We start from the raw sequence: 15,519 nt of genomic DNA on the forward strand, positions 1-15,519 counted from the left end.
TACCCCTGCCCGCATGGCTGAAAAGCGAGGAGGCAAGGCCTCCTCCATTAAGAGAGTGTCACGCCTGACAGATCGGCAGCGCGCGGGCTAGACCCCCAATGTGGCACCGCCATCGACCACCAGATCCTGCAGGGTGATATGGCTGGCGGCATCGGAGGCGAGAAACAGCACGCAGGCAGCCACCTCGTCGGGTGTTCCCAATTTGCCAAGGGGGATCCCCAGCTTGAACTGCCCGGGCAGGCCCGCGATGGTGCGCAGCTCCCCTTCGCGCTGTTCCCCCTCCTGCCACATGCCGTACAGCATCGGGGTACGGGTCGAGCCCGGTGACACCAGATTGCAGCGCACCCCATAGGGGGCGAGTTCCAGCCCTGCCGTTTGGGTGAGACTGGTCAGCGCCGCCTTGGAGGCGCCATAGATGCCCATCCCCACTCGCGGCACCCGACCGGCATTGGAGGAGACATTGACGATGGCGCCCCTGCGCCGTCCCTGAAACCAGGGGGTCAGGGCCCGCATCAGGTAGAAAGGGGCGAAGGTGTTGATGGCGAAGGTGCGCTGCAAGAGGGCGTCATCCACCTCATCGAGCCTGCCGGTCGCCAGTACGCCGGCGACATTGACCAGCACATCGGGCCCCAGCCCCTCATCCAGCAGCTGTTCGCAGCAGCGGGTCACGGCCTCGCTGTCGCTGACATCGATCACCACTCCCTTCACGTTGCCGGGCAGCGCCTCGGCCAGTTGCTGATCGAGCGCCACCACGCTGGCCCCCGCCTCGGCAAAGGTGCGCGCCACCGCATGGCCAATTCCCTGCGCCGCGCCGGTCACCCAGACGGTTCTGCCTTGCCACTCGCTCATGGGGTGCACTCCGGTTCGCTGACGTGCACTTCGTTGACCTGATAAGCCGTGGCCTGACTGACATTGGGTTGACTGACATTGTGCTGACGGGAGAGGAGATCCCACCAGTGAGCCAGGGTCGGCGTGCGGGCCAGCTCGGCCAGATCCACCACCAGCCCCTGCTGACGCCACTCTTCCACCAGCCCCATCACAGCCAGCGAGTCGAGACCGTAGTCGAGCAAGTTGTCATCCTCGGTGGGCTGCTCCTGCTGCATCTCGGCGGGCAGCCGCGCCAACACCTGAGCACGCAGTGACTCTCGAGTCAGGGGACGTTTGCTGGCCGCCATCACCTCGGCCACGGTAATCACGCGACCGGCATTGCGGCTGACGTAGGAGAGCGCCAGCAGATGATCCTCGCGGGAGAAGTCGGCGATGGCATCTGCCACCAGGAAGGGGCGGATATCGTGCATAAAGGCATCGACCGCCGTCTGCATCACCCCGATATGGCCGTAGATGCCGCAGATCACCAGCTGATCCCGCCCCCATTCGGCCATCAGCTCTACCAGCGGAGAGCGGCAAAAAGCACTGTAGCGCCACTTGGTCAGCACCGTATCCTGCGGCTCGGGGGCCAGCGCCGAAACAATCGGCTGACGCTCCGGCGCTCGGGTCAATCCGGGCCCCCACATGTCGTTGAGCAGCGCCCGATCGGCCTGACTCTGCTCGGCGGGCTGGGCGGTATAGACCACCGGCATGCCAAGAGCTCGCGCCTGACGGATCAGGGTGGCGATATGGTCGATGACCTGATTGATCAGCGGATTGTCCGGCCCGTAGAAGTCGACGAAATAGTGCTGCATATCGTGGACCAGCAAGGCGGCGCGGCCCGGTTCGAAGGGCCAGTTCACCCGCCCGGTGGGCAGCTCCTCGGCGGTGGGCAGCGGGTAGGCGGCGAGGGATTGAATGGTCATGCACACTCCTTGGCGAGCTGCTCGCGCAGCCTCTGTTTGTCTATCTTGCCGACCGGGGTGTGGGGTAGTTGCTCCACCAGCACCAGGCGATCCGGCAGTTTGTAATCGGCCACCCCCTGCTCGCGCAGGAAACGGCGCAAGCGGGGCAGATTGAGGGGCTCGCGGCACATCAAAAAGGCGCAGCTGCGCTCCCCGAGCATGGGATCCGGCATGGCGACCAGCGCCGCCTGCCGCACCTCCGGGTGGGTCAGCAACAGCTCTTCAATCTCGAGGGCGTCGATCTTTTCCCCACCCCGGTTGATCTGATCCTTGTTGCGCCCCACCACCATCAGATGACCACTGGGCAAGCGGCAGACCAGATCGCCGGTGCAGTAGAAACCGTCCCGGTCAAAAGCCCGCTGATTGTGGGCATCAGCCTTGAAGTAGCCACGAAAGGTATAAGGGCCGCGCGTCCAGAGTTCGCCGCACTCGCCATCGGGCAAGGGGCGCCCGTCGCTGTCTCGCACCTCCACCTCGTCGCCCGGGCTCATCGGGCGGCCCTGGGTATTGACGATGTGCCACTGGTCATCCTCGATGCGGGTGTAGTTGACCAGCCCCTCGGCCATGCCAAACACCTGCTGCAAGCGGCAACCAAGGCGGCTCGCTACCGCATCGGCATGAGCCGGGCTGAGGCGCGCGCCCCCCACCTGCACACACTCCAGAGAGGTCTGCGGATAGTGGCTGGCCGCCTCCAGCCAGAGCGCCAGAGCCGGTGGCACCAGTGCCGCCCAGTTGACCTGATGGTGCTGCACCAGCGGCAGACAGGTTGCTGCGGAAGGATCCTTTGCCAGCACCACGCAGCCACCGGCATAAAACACCCCGAGTGCCCCGGGGGAGCTCAGGGGAAAGTTGTGGGGCGCTGGCAGAGCGCAGAGATAGATCACCCGCTCATCCCAGCCGCACACCGCTACGCTCTGGCGCACGCTGTAGCCATAGTCATCGTGGGTACGGGGGATCAGTTTGGGGGTGCCGGTGCTGCCGCCGGAGAGCTGGAAAAAAGCGACTTGATCGGCCGGGGTAGGAGTTGGCTCGATGGCCGCCAGCGACGAACCATCAGCACGGGCTATCGGGTCAGGCTGACACCATGCAAATCCCGACTGAAGATCGGAGCCTTCTACCTGCTCGAACAGCAGTGTCTGGCAAGAAGGCGATACCAGCTCATCAAGGGCCGCCAAGTTCCCCGCTTTACCGGCAAAGCCGGGATGGGAGGGGCTGAGTACCAGCAAGGCGGGCTCAATCTGGCGGGCAAAGGCCACCAGCTCGCGCCGCTGATGGCTGTAGAGGGCATGCACCGCAACTACTCCGCAGCGGATCAGGGCAAACCAGCAGATATAGAACTCGGCGCAGTTGGGCAACTGCACCAGCGCTGTATCGCCGTGACCCAGCCCGCGCGCGGCCAGCCGCGCCGCCAGCGCATCAACCTCACGTTTTAACTGGCCATAACTGAGGGCTCGCTCGCCGCAGATCAGGGCCGTGCGCTCGGGATAACGTTCGGCAAAGTCATCGAGCAGGGCGGTGAGCGGTTGTCCGCGCCACCACCCTTGCGCCCGGTAGTGGGCTGCCAGCTCGGCGGGCCAGGGGGTAAAGGGCACCAGCGGCTTCATGCAGTTACCTCCGGTTCCCGGCTTTCGAGGCCGAAGGCACGCAGCATGGTGCCGAGCTTGGCAGCGGTCTCCTGCCACTCCGCTTCCGGCGAAGAGCCCACCACCACCCCGGCGCCGGCATAGAGCCGCAGTTGCCTGCCGGCCAGCACACCACAGCGGATGGTGACCACCCATTCGCCATTACCATCGGCATCCATCCAACCGACGGCGCCACAGTAGAAGCGGCGATCGTACCCCTCGAGCTGAGCGATGGCCTGACGTGCTGCCGAGAGCGGTGTGCCGCATACCGCTGGTGTCGGGTGCAGCGCCAGCGCCAGTGCCAGCACGGGAGAGGGCTCATGGAGCCGTCCGGCGATGCGGGTCGAGAGGTGCCACATGGTAGGAGTGGCGATCACCTGCGGCTCCAGAGGGACATCCAGCTCGCGACAGAAGGGAGCGAGGGCGGCGGCGACTGCATCGGCCACCAGCGCATGTTCATAGCGATCCTTCTGGGCCCCCAGCAGTTCGGCACTGGCCGCCTGTTGATCGGAAAAAGCGTGGCGCGGACGGGAGCCCGCCAGCGGATTGCTCACCACCGCCATCTCGCTGCGTGATACCAGCAGCTCGGGGCTGGCGCCAAGCAGGGTCTCCCCCTCCGGCAGCGGGATCTGGAACACATAGGCGCCCGGATTCTGGGCCAACAGAGAGCCATAGGCGTGTGCGGGGGAGGTCTGCTCTGCGCTCTGCACATCGATGGCGCGCGACAACACCACTTTCTCGAGCTGCCCCTCGCTGAACTGCTGCAACGCTGCCCGCACAGCCCCCTGATAGTGGGCGGAGCCGGTCACTTCGCTCACCTCGCCATGGAGCTGGCAACAGCTGGCGGGCAACATCGCATCCCTTGCGACCCACTGCGATTGCGCCGAGATCACCAGATGCCAGGGGGATTGGGTATCAAACGGAATGGCGCCGATGGCGATGGGATTGACCATCCCCTGCTGGCGCAACTGACGCAGATGGGCGAGCAGCTTCTCCGGCGGGATGCCGGTAAAACTGTCGTGGATACCGGAAGCGACCAATACCCTGTCACCGCTTGCAAAACAGCACACTTTATCCAGCCCGACCGCTGTGGCGGGCCACTCTCCTTCCAGTGCATGGTCACACATGACGGTGCTACTCCTTGGAATGAATCACTGCCTGATACGACTTAAAGAAGTGAGTCATTTGACTCACCAGATATCAGGGTGAACGGCATCCTAACAAGGAGCGAAAAAACGATCAATACAAATGAGAATCAATTTCATTAACTTCTTTTTAGTCAAAAGAGGGTGACGAACGAAACTGAGCTTCGCCGATAAAAAAGAGTTGCGATCGGAGCAAATTCAATTTGATAATGATAACGCTTATCATTTGTATATTATGGAAGATGTAAATAATGAAATCCTCAACCTCCCGTTTTATTGCTCCCAGCCTGCTGGCTACTACCATCGTCACTCTGCTGACCCAGCAAGCGATCGCCGCCAGCAACGCCCCTCAAGCCGATGAGGTGATTACCGTCACCACCACGGCGCACAATACCCGCTCGGCACCGGCCTCCATCTCTGTCATCACGGCCGAACAGATCGCCGCAGCGCCCGTCAATGACCTTGCCGACCTGCTGCGCCATGAAGTGGGCATTCAGGCTGAAGCTGACACCAATGGCCGCAGCGATATCGGTATTCGCGGCATGTCCGGCAAATACACGCTGGTACTGGTGGATGGCAAACGCCTCTCCTCCTCCAATGCCCTGTGGCGCGGCGGCAACTTCGACAACACTCCGGTTCCCCTTGGCATGATCCAGAGGGTCGAGGTGATCCGTGGCCCCATGTCGGCACTTTATGGCTCCGATGCCATCGGTGGTGTCATCAACATCATCACCAAGCAGCCGGGCAAAACCTGGCAAGGGGCGGCCGATGCCGACTTCAAAGCTATCGAAGGCAAGGATGGCGGCGATCAGCACAGAACCAACCTGGGCTTTACCGGCCCGCTGACCGACAACCTGCTGATCCGGATGAACGGCGAGGTGTATGACCGTCAAGCCTGGACCCCCACCGAAGCTGCTGACGGCATCCCCCTTATCGAAGCCAAACAGACCCGCAACTTCGCCTCCACCCTCAGCTGGCTGGTGGATGAGCAGCAGCGCTTCGAGCTGGATTACCTCTACAACCAGGATGAGCGGCCTCTCGATATCTTCCGCAAAACCGGCAACAAGGTGCACCGCCGCCAGCAGCAAAACGATCGCAACCTGTTTGGTCTGACCCACAAGGGGAACTGGAGCTGGGGTGACACCACTGTCATGGCCAACTACGAGACCTCCCAGATCGACGACTTCAACACCAGCTACTCTGCCCCGCAGCAGCGGGAGCTGGAAGAGAACACCTTGACCCTCAAGGGCTATACCAACCTGGCGCTGGCCAACCACTACCTGACCCTGGGTGGTGAATATCTGGATCGGGAGCTGGTGGATGCGGTGAGCTACAAGGATATCGGCGGCAAAGAGAGTCACTCCCAGGAGGCGCTGTTCGCTCAGGACGAGATCGGCCTGACCGACAGCCTGACCTTCACGCTGGGCGGCCGTTACGATCACCACGAGATCTACGGCAGCCACTTCACCCCGCGCGGCTATCTGGTCTATGAGATGAACGATGTGGTGACAGTGAAAGGCGGTGTCAGCCAGGCCTTCAAGGCACCGGCGCCGCACCAGTACTCCAACGGCTACAGCATCGAGAGCTGCGGCGGCAGCTGCCGCATCTATGGCAGCGACAAGGTCAAGCCGGAAACCAGCACCAACTACGAGCTGGGTGTCATCGCAGGAGAAGGGATCTGGGAAACCAGCGCCACCCTCTTCTACTCCGACATCGACGACATGCTCACCTTCAAGCAGTTGCCGAACTCCACTGACCGCACCTGGTACAACCTGGAGAAAGCCACCACCAAGGGGCTGGAGCTGACCGGCAAGCTCGATCTGACCGACAATATCAACCTTGGTGCCAACTACACCTACCTCAAGGCGGAAGGCGATCAGGGTCAGGCTCTGCCCGAGCGGCCGGAGCACAAGGCCAACGCCAAGATCACTTGGCAGGCCACCGAGCGGGTAAATGCCTTTGTCGGCACCACCTACACCGGCACCCAGTTTGCCGAGCAGACCGTCAACAAGGTTGTCGTACTGCACAAGCTGCCCAGCTATCAGACCTTCGATCTCGGCACCGGCTTCAAGGTCACCGAGAACTTTGACCTGCGACTGGGGATCAACAACCTGACCGACGTGCGCCTGCAAGAGAAAGATACTGTCTTCCAGAACGTCGAACCGGGTCGCAGCTACTACGTCAGCGGCTCAGCCCGCTTCTAAGGTAGCCAAGGTCGATATAACAGAGCGCGGGCCCATGCCCGCGCTCTGTTAACCAAGAGAATAAGGGGAAGATCCCCACTGGACAGCAAAGAGCATGCAGATTTCCATTTGTCATCAGGATCGCTCATGTTCACCTCACTTCTGAATGCTTCACCCCTTGCCACCCTGCCCACCCCTGACGAGATGTTAAAGGCCAGACCCTGTCCGGCACGGCTTACTCGCCAGATCGCTCGCAGCCGCCTGCAAGCCCGCCATATTCTGCAGGGAGAGGATGATCGCCTGCTGCTGGTGATCGGCCCCTGCTCCATTCACGATCCGGCAGCCGCCCGCGACTATGGTGGCCGGCTCGCTGAACTGCAGGGCCAATACGGGGAGCAGCTGCAACTGGTAATGCGCACCTATTTCGAAAAGCCGCGCACGACGCTCGGCTGGAAAGGATTTATCTTCGATCCCGACCTTGATGACAGCGATCAACTGGAAAAGGGACTAACCCAGGCCCGGGAGTTACTGTTGGCGCTTGGACAGGAAGGGCTCGCCTGTGCCACCGAATTTCTCGATCTCACCAGCATGCTCTATCTGGGGGATCTCATCAGCTGGGGCGCCATCGGTGCCCGCACCACCGAATCCCAGCTCCACCGCCAGCTGGCCTCAGCTCTCCCCTGTCCCATCGGTTTTAAAAACGGCACCGATGGCAATATCCGGATCGCTGTCGGGGCGATCCTCGCCAGCCGGGCGGCCCACCTCTATACCCAGCCTTCCGGTGATGGCCAGCTGGCACTGGTGCGCAGCCATGGCAACCCCGACTGCCACCTGATCCTGCGCGGTGGCCGCCAGCCCAACTATCAGAGCTGTCATGTGGCAGAGGCTGGCGAGCTGCTGCGCCAGCACCATCTCTCCCCTCGCCTGATGGTTGATTGCAGCCACGGCAACAGCCAGAAGCAGCATGCCCGCCAGCTGCTGGTTGCCCGTGACATTGCCGACCAGCTGGGTGCTGGTAGCCATGCCATCGCCGCCATCATGGTGGAAAGTTTTATCTGCGAAGGGCGTCAGGATATCGGCAGCAAACCGCTGCGCTACGGCCAGTCGATCACCGATAGCTGTATCGGCTGGGAACAGACAAGACAACTGCTCGATATGGTGGCAGAAGGGGTTGAGGCGCGCCGTCAGCAGCGGGTCGCCCTGGCGGGATAAATGGCGGATTAGAGAGATAACGCAGAAAAGAGTGTGGCCCCGATGGGGCCACCTTGTTGTTCACTGTTTGACGCACGTCAGGCGACTGACTCACGCTCCACCAGCTGGGCTTCAAACTTGAGCGCCAAGCCGTCCACCGGCTTGTGATCGAGCAGACGCAGCGCCAGCTCGGCTGCGCGGCTGCCCATCTCCTCGATGGGGTAGCGCACCGTGGTGAGCTTGGGATAGATGTAGCGGGCGTAGGGGATATCGTCGAACCCCACCACCGACACCTGCTGCGGGATCTTGTAACCCCGCTCCAGCAGGCAAGAGATGGCGCCGGCCACCATACCGTCGTTGAAACCGAGCACGGCCGTGAACTCGACACCACGGGCCAGCAGTTCACTCATCGCCACATAGCCGCCATTTTCGTCGGCATAGGCGCGGCTGACGAGAGCAGGATCAAAGGCGATCCCGGCTCTGGCCAGAGTTTGGGTGTAACCGGCCATCCGCTGCTGACCATCGACAAACTCTTCATCATCGGAGGTGATAAAGGCGATGTTGCGATGACCGGCATCCAGCAAGTGCTGGCACGCGGTGGTGATCCCCGCCTGGTTATCGAGCCAGACGCAGCGATCTTCAGCGCCCGGCACCTGACGGTTGATGAACACGATGGGGGTAGAGCCAGCCGCCAGCTCGCTCAGCTCCTCGTCCGGAAGCGCCTTGCTGTGGAGGATCAGCGCATCGCACTGGCGCTGCAGCAGCGCCTGAATGGCGTGACGCTCGCGCGCGATATCGTGGTTGCCAGACATAACGATGGTGAACTTGTTGGCCTGATCGACCATGGTTTCGATGCCACGCATCATCTGGGCAAAGAAGGGGCCGCCGCAGAGGTCGCCAACCAGCACGCCAATGCAGTTGGAACGCTTGCTGACCAGTGCCTGGGCAAAACTGTTGGGTCGAAAATTCAGTTCCTTCATGGCCGCCAGTACGGCCTCACGCTTTTCCGGTGCTACCTGTGCCGTGTTGTTGATAACCCGCGACACGGTGGAGATAGACACATTTGCCAGCTGAGAAACGTCTTTAATCGTTGCCACTATCCATTCCTTTATTGTGGGGGAACCTGTCGATGCCGACGCCCGAGTATACCCTGCGGCCTGATGCAATTCCCGGAGCCAGGTCACCAGGCATGTTTCCTTTGGTAACAAAACCTTACCCGATGATACCCGGCAGCAGGGAAATTTGAAAACAGGGGCCGGCTGGCGGCCCCCGACTCAATAGGCGTGATTGAGCTCCCGCTCTGACATGAAGCGCAGCGGCTGCTGCAGCTTGTGCTGATAAATGAGATCGAACGACAACACGTTTTGCACGTAGTTGCGAGTCTCCTTGTAGGGGATGCTCTCGACCCACACGTCCATCGGCTTGTTTTCACTCTGCTCTCGCCAGCGTTTTACCCGTCCCGGCCCGGCGTTGTAGGCGGCCGCCGCCAGGATCCGGTTGCCGTCATAGACATCCAGCAAGCGCTTGAGATAGGCGCTCCCCAGACGAATATTCATCGTCGGATCAAACAGTTGCTGCTCGTTGCGATAGGGCACCCCCAGCTTGCCGGCGGTCTCTTTGGCAGTAGCAGGCATCAGCTGCATCAGGCCGCGCGCCCCCACCGGCGACTGGGCCAGCGGATAGAGGGCACTCTCCTGACGGGAAATGGCATAGAGCAAACTGGTGTTCATGGTGCGCTCTTGCGCCATCTGGGAGAAGGTGCGTTTGAGCGGCAGCGGGAAGCGCAGGTCGAGAGCATCCCACGCTTCGGCGCGAATGCTGGCGAGAATGGCCAGCTCGTGCCACCCCTGATTGAGGGCGATATGACCAAACTCGATGCGCTGGGCCACCGGATTGCGATCCATGTTGTGGATCCACTCCGAGCGGGCCGCCGCAATCTCGTTCATCGCCAGCAGCTCGCGTACCCGCAACAGGAAGGGCCAGCGCTGGCTGGCCGTGCGCCAGTCCGGTACATGCTTGACGCTCTGGTTCTTGATGCGATAAGGCACGCCGGTGCGCTGGGCGGCCATGAAACCGTAGAAACCGCGCAGGTTGGCGGTCTCCAGATAGAGATCCCGCGCCGGTTTTTGCTGCCCCTGCACTTCAAGGGAGCGCGCCATCCAGTAGCGCCAGCGATCCTCTTTCTGACGGGCCATCGGCATCATCTTCACCCAGCCGGAGAGGCCACGCCAATCCTGCTCCCAGATGGCCAGTCGCGCCCGCAGCTCGGTAATGTCGGGATCCGCCAGCTTTTTCACCGTGCTGTCGACCCAGCTACGCTGGGCAATGGAGCGATCCAGCAGCAGGCGGCGGGCAATGGCACGTTCTACCGGTTTCACCTCGGCCTGGGTCAGGCCGAAACGGCTGCGAAACAGCGCAAGCTGGCGCAGCACCGACTCCGGCTCCTGATTGGCATAGCGGGTCAAACCGAGGGAGAGCAGCTTGCGAGAATAAGGATTGCTGCTGAAATAGGCCGGGTTCATCGCCTTGGCAGGCTGCTCGAACAGGGTCACCATCTGATCGCCATAGCTTTGCAAGCCGCTACCCAGGGTTGCGCCAAGGTGGCGGATCAGGTTGGGGTTTTCCGCCTCGAACGCCAGCGTCATCCGCTGCCAGATCTTCTCCTGGGTTCGCTGACCGGATGCCTGCCACAGCTGGAACAGCGGGGAGCAGGCATCGGGACGCGATTGACCGCTCATCCAGATCTTGCCCGCCCCCTGCAACGCCTCTTTCGGCTTGCCGGTGTAATAGAGCGCCTGATAGTGCATGCAGAGCAGATCGGTGGAGCTCGGCTTGGCCGGATAGAAGCGCAGGAACTGCGACCACTGCTGGCTCTGGGCCAGATAGGTCAGATAGCTGCGCTCCAGCCGGTTGGACTGGGGGGTATCTCCATGCTGGCGGATAAAGCGGGTCACATCGTTGTAATCCGCCGCCCCCGGACGAAAGGCGAGCTGATAGTAATCGAGGTAAGGGAGCAGGGGGTAATGGGTCAACCGGGCACGAATTTGCTGGAAACGGGCCTGATCATTGGCCCGTACGGCGTCATACGCCTGACGGTAGAGCGTCTGGTCGGCAGTCTGCGCCATCAGGGTCGGCACGAACAGCGCCGACAAAACAATTCCCCATACAGCTTTCACTGAGCATCTCCATTGAGGGCAATACACCGCCCGCTGGCGGTGGGTCTACTGCCTCTCATTCTACCCGTTGCCGGGCAGCGCTACAGCGGGGAGCAAGGACTATTTTTCTGCCTCGCTCAGCTGCATTTCACGCAGTTGCTCCGGTCTGGTCAGCCGCTGTACATATTTCTCCAGATAGGGCACCGGCAGCGGCTTGGAGGCGAGATAGCCCTGATAGAAACTGCACCCCTGCGCCTTGAGAAACTCCAGTTGCTGGCGGGATTCCACCCCTTCCGCCGTGACGTTGAACCCCATATGTCGAGCCATGGCGATCACCGCCTCGACGATGGCCATGTTGTCGCCATCTTTCGGGATGTCCTGAATGAAGGAGCGGTCGATCTTGAGCTCATCGGCAGGCAGCCGCTTGAGGTAGCTCAGGGAGGAGTAACCGGCGCCAAAATCGTCGATGGCAAAGCTGATGCCGAGCTCCTTGAGCTCGGTCATCTTGCTGATGGTGTCCTCGGCATGACCCAGCACCACGGACTCGGTGATCTCCAGATTGAGGCAGGCCGGATCCATGCCGGTTTGCGCCAACACATCGTGGATCCGCTCGACAAAATCGGTGGCATGGAACTGCTTGGCACTGACGTTGACCGAGATCTGCGGAATGTGGATGCCGTTTTCCTCCCACAGCACATACTGGGCGCACGCCTCGTGCAGCACCCAGTTGCCGATATCGACAATCAGGTCCGTCTCCTCGGCGATGGGGATAAATTCGGCCGGCGAGACCAGCGAGCGACCGGCTGGCTGCCAGCGGATCAGCGCCTCGACACCAATGATATCGCCGCCATCGACCATATGCTGGGGCTGATAGTAGAGGGTCAGCTCTTGCTGGCTGAGGGCGTTGCGCAATTCGTTGTGAATGAGCAAACGGCGATCCGCCTGCTGCTGCATCGAGGCATCGAAGAAGCGACGGGTCTTGCGGCCAGCGGACTTGGCCTGATACATGGCGGTATCCGCCTGCTTGAGCAGATCATCGACCCCCTGCTCCCGATCCGGAAACAGGGTAATGCCAACGCTGGCGCCGATGTGCAGCACCTGCCCCACATAGGTATAAGGAGCGGCAATCTCGGTGATGAGCCGCTCGGCAATGATATCGGCCTGCATCTCCGCCTGGGGCGGGCTGGCCGAGAGCGATGGCAGCAGCAGCACAAACTCGTCACCACCGAGGCGGGCCAGACAATCCCCCTGTCGCACCAACCGTTTGAGACGGGCGGCGACCTCCTTGAGCAGCCAGTCACCGGTAGCGTGGCCGAGGGAGTCGTTGATGGTCTTGAAGTGATCGAGATCGATAAAGAGCAGGGCGCCAATCAGACCGTCGCGGGTCGCCTCGTTGAAGGTCTGCACCAGAGTCTCGTGGAGCTGACGGCGATTGGGCAATCCGGTCAGCTCGTCGTAATAGGCGAGATCCTGAATGCGTCGCTCGGCCGCCTTGCGCTCGGAGATATCCTCGAAGCAGATGACAAAGTGGCTGATCACCCCCTTCTCGTCCTGCACCGGCGTCACTATCTCCCACTGGGGATAGGAGTGACCATCGACATGGCGACGCTGGGTCTCCCCCTGCCAGCGGCTGAGGGTATTGAGCTCGTAACCGAGCCCACCCAGATTTGGCCAGAGATCCTCTTCCAGATGCAGGCCCAGCACCGACTGGCTGTCAAAGCCGGTGATCTGGCTGAAGGCGTTGTTGACCCGCAGGATCTTGAACCCCGGATCCGTGATGATGATCCCTTCGTGGGTCTCGAATGCAACGGCAGAGAGGCGCATCTGGGCATCTGATTGCAGGCGCTCCAGCTCGGCCACCATCCGTACCGAAAAGGTATTGAGTACCGAGGTGAGGTTGCTGGTATCTGCCGGAGCCGAATAGAGCAGCGCCAGATGGCCCAGAAGTTGGCCTCTGGCATCAAACAGCGGCTGACCATAATAAGTCTGCCCGGCCGCCAGCCAGGGTTGATACTCCTGCGACTGGTCGATCACCTCGAAACAGATGGCCCCTTGCTTGTAGAGCTCCTGACAGGGGGATCCCGCCAGCGGATAATCCTTCTGCGCCAGCCCGTCGGCGGCCAGCACTTTGACCCGGTCGGCACCGCACAACTCACCCACCCAGACCGCATCCACCTTGAGGATATGGGCCAACTGGCTGACCAGGGTATTGAAGAAATCGAGCCCGGTGCGGGCAGAGAGCGCCTGCGCCAACTGGGTGAGCAGGGTGGTTTGCAGCAACGGCAAAGAGAGATTGAGGGAGGAGACCGCACTGTTGGCGGTATCAAGAGGGGCCAGCCAGCCACAGCAGATCTGCTGGGTGGGCACAAACTGGCCGCTCCAGAGCACATGGTTGAGCTGCCCCTGATCATCTTTCAGATGACCGATAAACTGTTCAGGCAGATGTGATTCATGAAGCCGGACGAGAAAGTCGGCAAAGCCTGCCTCATCTTCCGGTAACAGGCGAGCGGCCCAGGGATGATTGCCCTCCCCTTGCCACTGCTGGTAGGCCCCCTGATCAGAGAGACTCCACTGATCATGTTGCCGATCGAAAAACCACATGACTTGCGTGGCCTGCTGCTTCATTTACCACTCCAACACAACAACCAACCACGTTTGATGTCCAATCAGGCATAACAACGCCCCCTGCATCCGCTCATCAGATCAGAGGTTGCGAGGGAAGAGTACAAACATGCGATATCAAGCAGTGGAAACCGGACATGAGGTCGACACGAAGTGCTGCCAAGAAGGGACAGAAACGATCCTATTCCCGTCATACTGCCTGCCAGTTTCATGGAGCTCAAGCTGTTTTTGGCACGAAACCGGAAAAGATCACAATTTATAAGTTGCTGAATAGCCAAGGGAAGGTTATGTGACATTGATCACATTTCAATCTTTGCCAATGAGTAATCTGAAGGTGAAGACACAAGCAAGACGACCCGAAGGGGGCCAATATGAAAATCGAAATTACCAGCAAAATCATCGACATCACCCCGGCTATCCGCGAGCGCATCGAATCCCGTTTTGAAAAGCTCGAACGTCTTCAGGTGCCTCTCATCACACCCCATGTGATTGTTTCCAAAGAGCGTCTGATGTTCACTGTCGAAGCCAGTGCTGGCATCCCCAACGGCAAACTGTTTGCCCAGGCAGAGCATGAGGATCTCTACGCCGCCATCAACGAACTGGGGCAAAAACTGGAGCGCCAACTCAACCGTCATACCGAAAAGCCGATTGCCCGTCGTGCCAATGCCGCCCTCAAAGAGCAGCCGCAACCGGATGAAGCTGACGCTTGATAGCATGCCGCAAGGCTAAAAATTCCAAAGAGCATAAAGGCGGGGTTACCCGCCTTTATGTTGCCTGTGATTTGCCGACAAGCACAGCGTTACGTCAGTGAACAGGCGCCATCAGCTGAGCCAGTGCAACCGGGTATCCACCCCCTCTTGCAAACGATCGAGGATCGGCAGCAATACCAGCGGATCCTCCTGTCGTGGCATATCGGCCAGCTTTCCTTGCAACCGCTCCCGCGCCAGCGGCGACAGGTTGTCGTAGACTGCCTCATCCAGCAAGGATTGCTTGACCGCCAGCGGCGGTGTTTGCAGCGCCAGCCAGAGCCGCACATCCACCATACTTCCCCCCTGCTGCAGCCGCTCATTGATGGCACTGCAGTCACTCCCCGCCCCTTCAGCCACCAGCACCTCTGCCGGTCTCAGGTCAAAGTGCAGACGCCAGTCACGGCTCTGGGAAGTGGCCGCCGGTTTGGCATCAAACCAGGGCTGCTCCTCCACCGCATCGGTCAGCAGGGCCAGATGCAACCGAAAATCAGCGCGATCGCCATGCTGCAGGTCACGGTTGAGGCGCTGCCCCAACTGGCCCTCATCGACGAGCAGGTGATTACGGATTGAACTGGGCAGCATGAGATAACTCTCGAAAATGGCGATTTCACTGGTTATCGGCCACAAATCCAATTCTTTTAATGGAAAAATCCTGCTTGGGGGTTCACAAAACCGGAAGATCTGTTAGTATGCGCCTCGCACTTGTGGAGGGGTTCCCGAGCGGCCAAAGGGATCAGACTGTAAATCTGACGGCTCTGCCTTCGAAGGTTCGAATCCTTCTCCCTCCACCATTTCAAGTGCGACAATTTGAAAGCAATACCCCGTGGAGGGGTTCCCGAGCGGCCAAAGGGATCAGACTGTAAATCTGACGGCTCTGCCTTCGAAGGTTCGAATCCTTCTCCCTCCACCATCATTCAGAAAACCCGGCCTAGCGCCGGGTTTTCGCATTTCTGGTCTGCCCAATCCGTTATTCCTCTACCCTCCAGCCCCTTATCGCTGTTTGCCTGCAGCCGATCGTGC

Annotated in this window: 11 protein-coding genes and 2 tRNA genes; 5 read left to right on the top strand and 8 right to left on the bottom strand. The window is 60.6% G+C overall.

The genetic code is table 11. The annotated features are described in order from the left end of the window. Positions 1-87 precede the first annotated feature (87 nt). The 4 genes from dhbA to ACTG2W_RS05555 are packed head-to-tail and all read right to left on the bottom strand — an operon-like array spanning position 88 to position 4,581. Positions 88-849, bottom strand: coding sequence for a 2,3-dihydro-2,3-dihydroxybenzoate dehydrogenase (gene dhbA / locus ACTG2W_RS05540; RefSeq protein WP_106843173.1), 762 nt, complete (start codon positions 847-849; stop codon positions 88-90). Then, a complete protein-coding gene (locus ACTG2W_RS05545) occupies positions 846-1,793 on the bottom strand; it encodes an isochorismatase family protein (protein ID WP_106843174.1) in 948 nt (315 codons plus the stop codon). The genes dhbA and ACTG2W_RS05545 overlap by 4 nt, the downstream gene beginning before the upstream one ends. Further along, entirely contained in the window at positions 1,790-3,436 is a 1,647-nt protein-coding gene (locus ACTG2W_RS05550) for a (2,3-dihydroxybenzoyl)adenylate synthase (RefSeq protein WP_106843175.1), read from the bottom strand. The genes ACTG2W_RS05545 and ACTG2W_RS05550 overlap by 4 nt, the downstream gene beginning before the upstream one ends. Further along, positions 3,433-4,581, bottom strand: a complete 1,149-nt coding sequence (locus ACTG2W_RS05555; RefSeq protein ID WP_106843176.1) for an isochorismate synthase — start codon at positions 4,579-4,581, stop codon at positions 3,433-3,435. The genes ACTG2W_RS05550 and ACTG2W_RS05555 overlap by 4 nt, the downstream gene beginning before the upstream one ends. Positions 4,582-4,850: 269 nt before the next feature. Here ACTG2W_RS05555 and ACTG2W_RS05560 point away from each other — a divergent pair, with 269 nt between their 5' ends. Continuing rightward, entirely contained in the window at positions 4,851-6,803 is a 1,953-nt protein-coding gene (locus tag ACTG2W_RS05560) for a TonB-dependent receptor domain-containing protein (protein WP_106843177.1), read from the top strand. 126 nt (positions 6,804-6,929) lie between these two features. Next, on the top strand, positions 6,930-7,994 hold the full coding sequence (locus tag ACTG2W_RS05565) for a 3-deoxy-7-phosphoheptulonate synthase (protein WP_106843178.1): 1,065 nt from the start codon (positions 6,930-6,932) through the stop codon (positions 7,992-7,994). Positions 7,995-8,071: 77 nt separating this feature from the next. Here ACTG2W_RS05565 and ACTG2W_RS05570 read toward each other — a convergent pair whose 3' ends face one another. The 3 genes from ACTG2W_RS05570 to ACTG2W_RS05580 form a co-directional block, all read right to left on the bottom strand. Continuing rightward, positions 8,072-9,070 (bottom strand): LacI family DNA-binding transcriptional regulator, encoded by a 999-nt coding sequence (locus ACTG2W_RS05570; protein WP_005350588.1) that lies wholly within the window; start codon positions 9,068-9,070, stop codon positions 8,072-8,074. A 177-nt stretch (positions 9,071-9,247) separates the two neighbouring features. Next, a complete protein-coding gene (locus ACTG2W_RS05575; protein ID WP_106843179.1) occupies positions 9,248-11,149 on the bottom strand; it encodes a transglycosylase SLT domain-containing protein in 1,902 nt (633 codons plus the stop codon). Between the two features lie 99 nt (positions 11,150-11,248). Further along, on the bottom strand, positions 11,249-13,753 hold the full coding sequence (locus ACTG2W_RS05580; protein WP_106843180.1) for a putative bifunctional diguanylate cyclase/phosphodiesterase: 2,505 nt from the start codon (positions 13,751-13,753) through the stop codon (positions 11,249-11,251). Between the two features lie 368 nt (positions 13,754-14,121). Between ACTG2W_RS05580 and hpf the strand changes: the two genes are divergently transcribed. Then, positions 14,122-14,460 (top strand): ribosome hibernation-promoting factor, HPF/YfiA family, encoded by a 339-nt coding sequence (hpf, locus tag ACTG2W_RS05585; protein ID WP_005334257.1) that lies wholly within the window; start codon positions 14,122-14,124, stop codon positions 14,458-14,460. Positions 14,461-14,571: 111 nt separating this feature from the next. On the opposite strand, the gene ACTG2W_RS05590 is transcribed toward hpf, so the two are convergent. Continuing rightward, positions 14,572-15,081 carry a VC2046/SO_2500 family protein gene (locus ACTG2W_RS05590; protein ID WP_106843240.1) on the bottom strand — a complete coding sequence of 170 codons (510 nt, stop codon included), beginning with the start codon at positions 15,079-15,081 and terminating at the stop codon, positions 14,572-14,574. Between the two features lie 124 nt (positions 15,082-15,205). On the opposite strand from ACTG2W_RS05590, the gene ACTG2W_RS05595 reads away from it, so the two are divergent. Further along, positions 15,206-15,290 (top strand) — tRNA-Tyr (locus tag ACTG2W_RS05595). A gap of 34 nt (positions 15,291-15,324) precedes the next feature. Further along, positions 15,325-15,409, top strand: a tRNA-Tyr gene (locus ACTG2W_RS05600). Positions 15,410-15,519 lie beyond the last annotated feature (110 nt).

This window comes from Aeromonas sp. 96A (assembly GCF_051919165.1).
Lineage (GTDB): Bacteria > Pseudomonadota > Gammaproteobacteria > Enterobacterales > Aeromonadaceae > Aeromonas > Aeromonas veronii.

What these genes read in the sequence shown, in the direction of transcription:
- dhbA (WP_106843173.1), bottom strand. Translation starts at nt 849, where the DNA reads ATGAGCGAGTGGCAAGGCAGAACCGTCTGGGTGACCGGCGCGGCGCAG.
- ACTG2W_RS05545 (WP_106843174.1), bottom strand. Translation starts at nt 1,793, where the DNA reads ATGACCATTCAATCCCTCGCCGCCTACCCGCTGCCCACCGCCGAGGAG.
- ACTG2W_RS05550 (WP_106843175.1), bottom strand. Translation starts at nt 3,436, where the DNA reads ATGAAGCCGCTGGTGCCCTTTACCCCCTGGCCCGCCGAGCTGGCAGCC.
- ACTG2W_RS05555 (WP_106843176.1), bottom strand. Translation starts at nt 4,581, where the DNA reads ATGTGTGACCATGCACTGGAAGGAGAGTGGCCCGCCACAGCGGTCGGG.
- ACTG2W_RS05560 (WP_106843177.1), top strand. Translation starts at nt 4,851, where the DNA reads ATGAAATCCTCAACCTCCCGTTTTATTGCTCCCAGCCTGCTGGCTACT.
- ACTG2W_RS05565 (WP_106843178.1), top strand. Translation starts at nt 6,930, where the DNA reads ATGTTCACCTCACTTCTGAATGCTTCACCCCTTGCCACCCTGCCCACC.
- ACTG2W_RS05580 (WP_106843180.1), bottom strand. Translation starts at nt 13,753, where the DNA reads ATGAAGCAGCAGGCCACGCAAGTCATGTGGTTTTTCGATCGGCAACAT.
- hpf (WP_005334257.1), top strand. Translation starts at nt 14,122, where the DNA reads ATGAAAATCGAAATTACCAGCAAAATCATCGACATCACCCCGGCTATC.
- ACTG2W_RS05590 (WP_106843240.1), bottom strand. Translation starts at nt 15,081, where the DNA reads ATGCTGCCCAGTTCAATCCGTAATCACCTGCTCGTCGATGAGGGCCAG.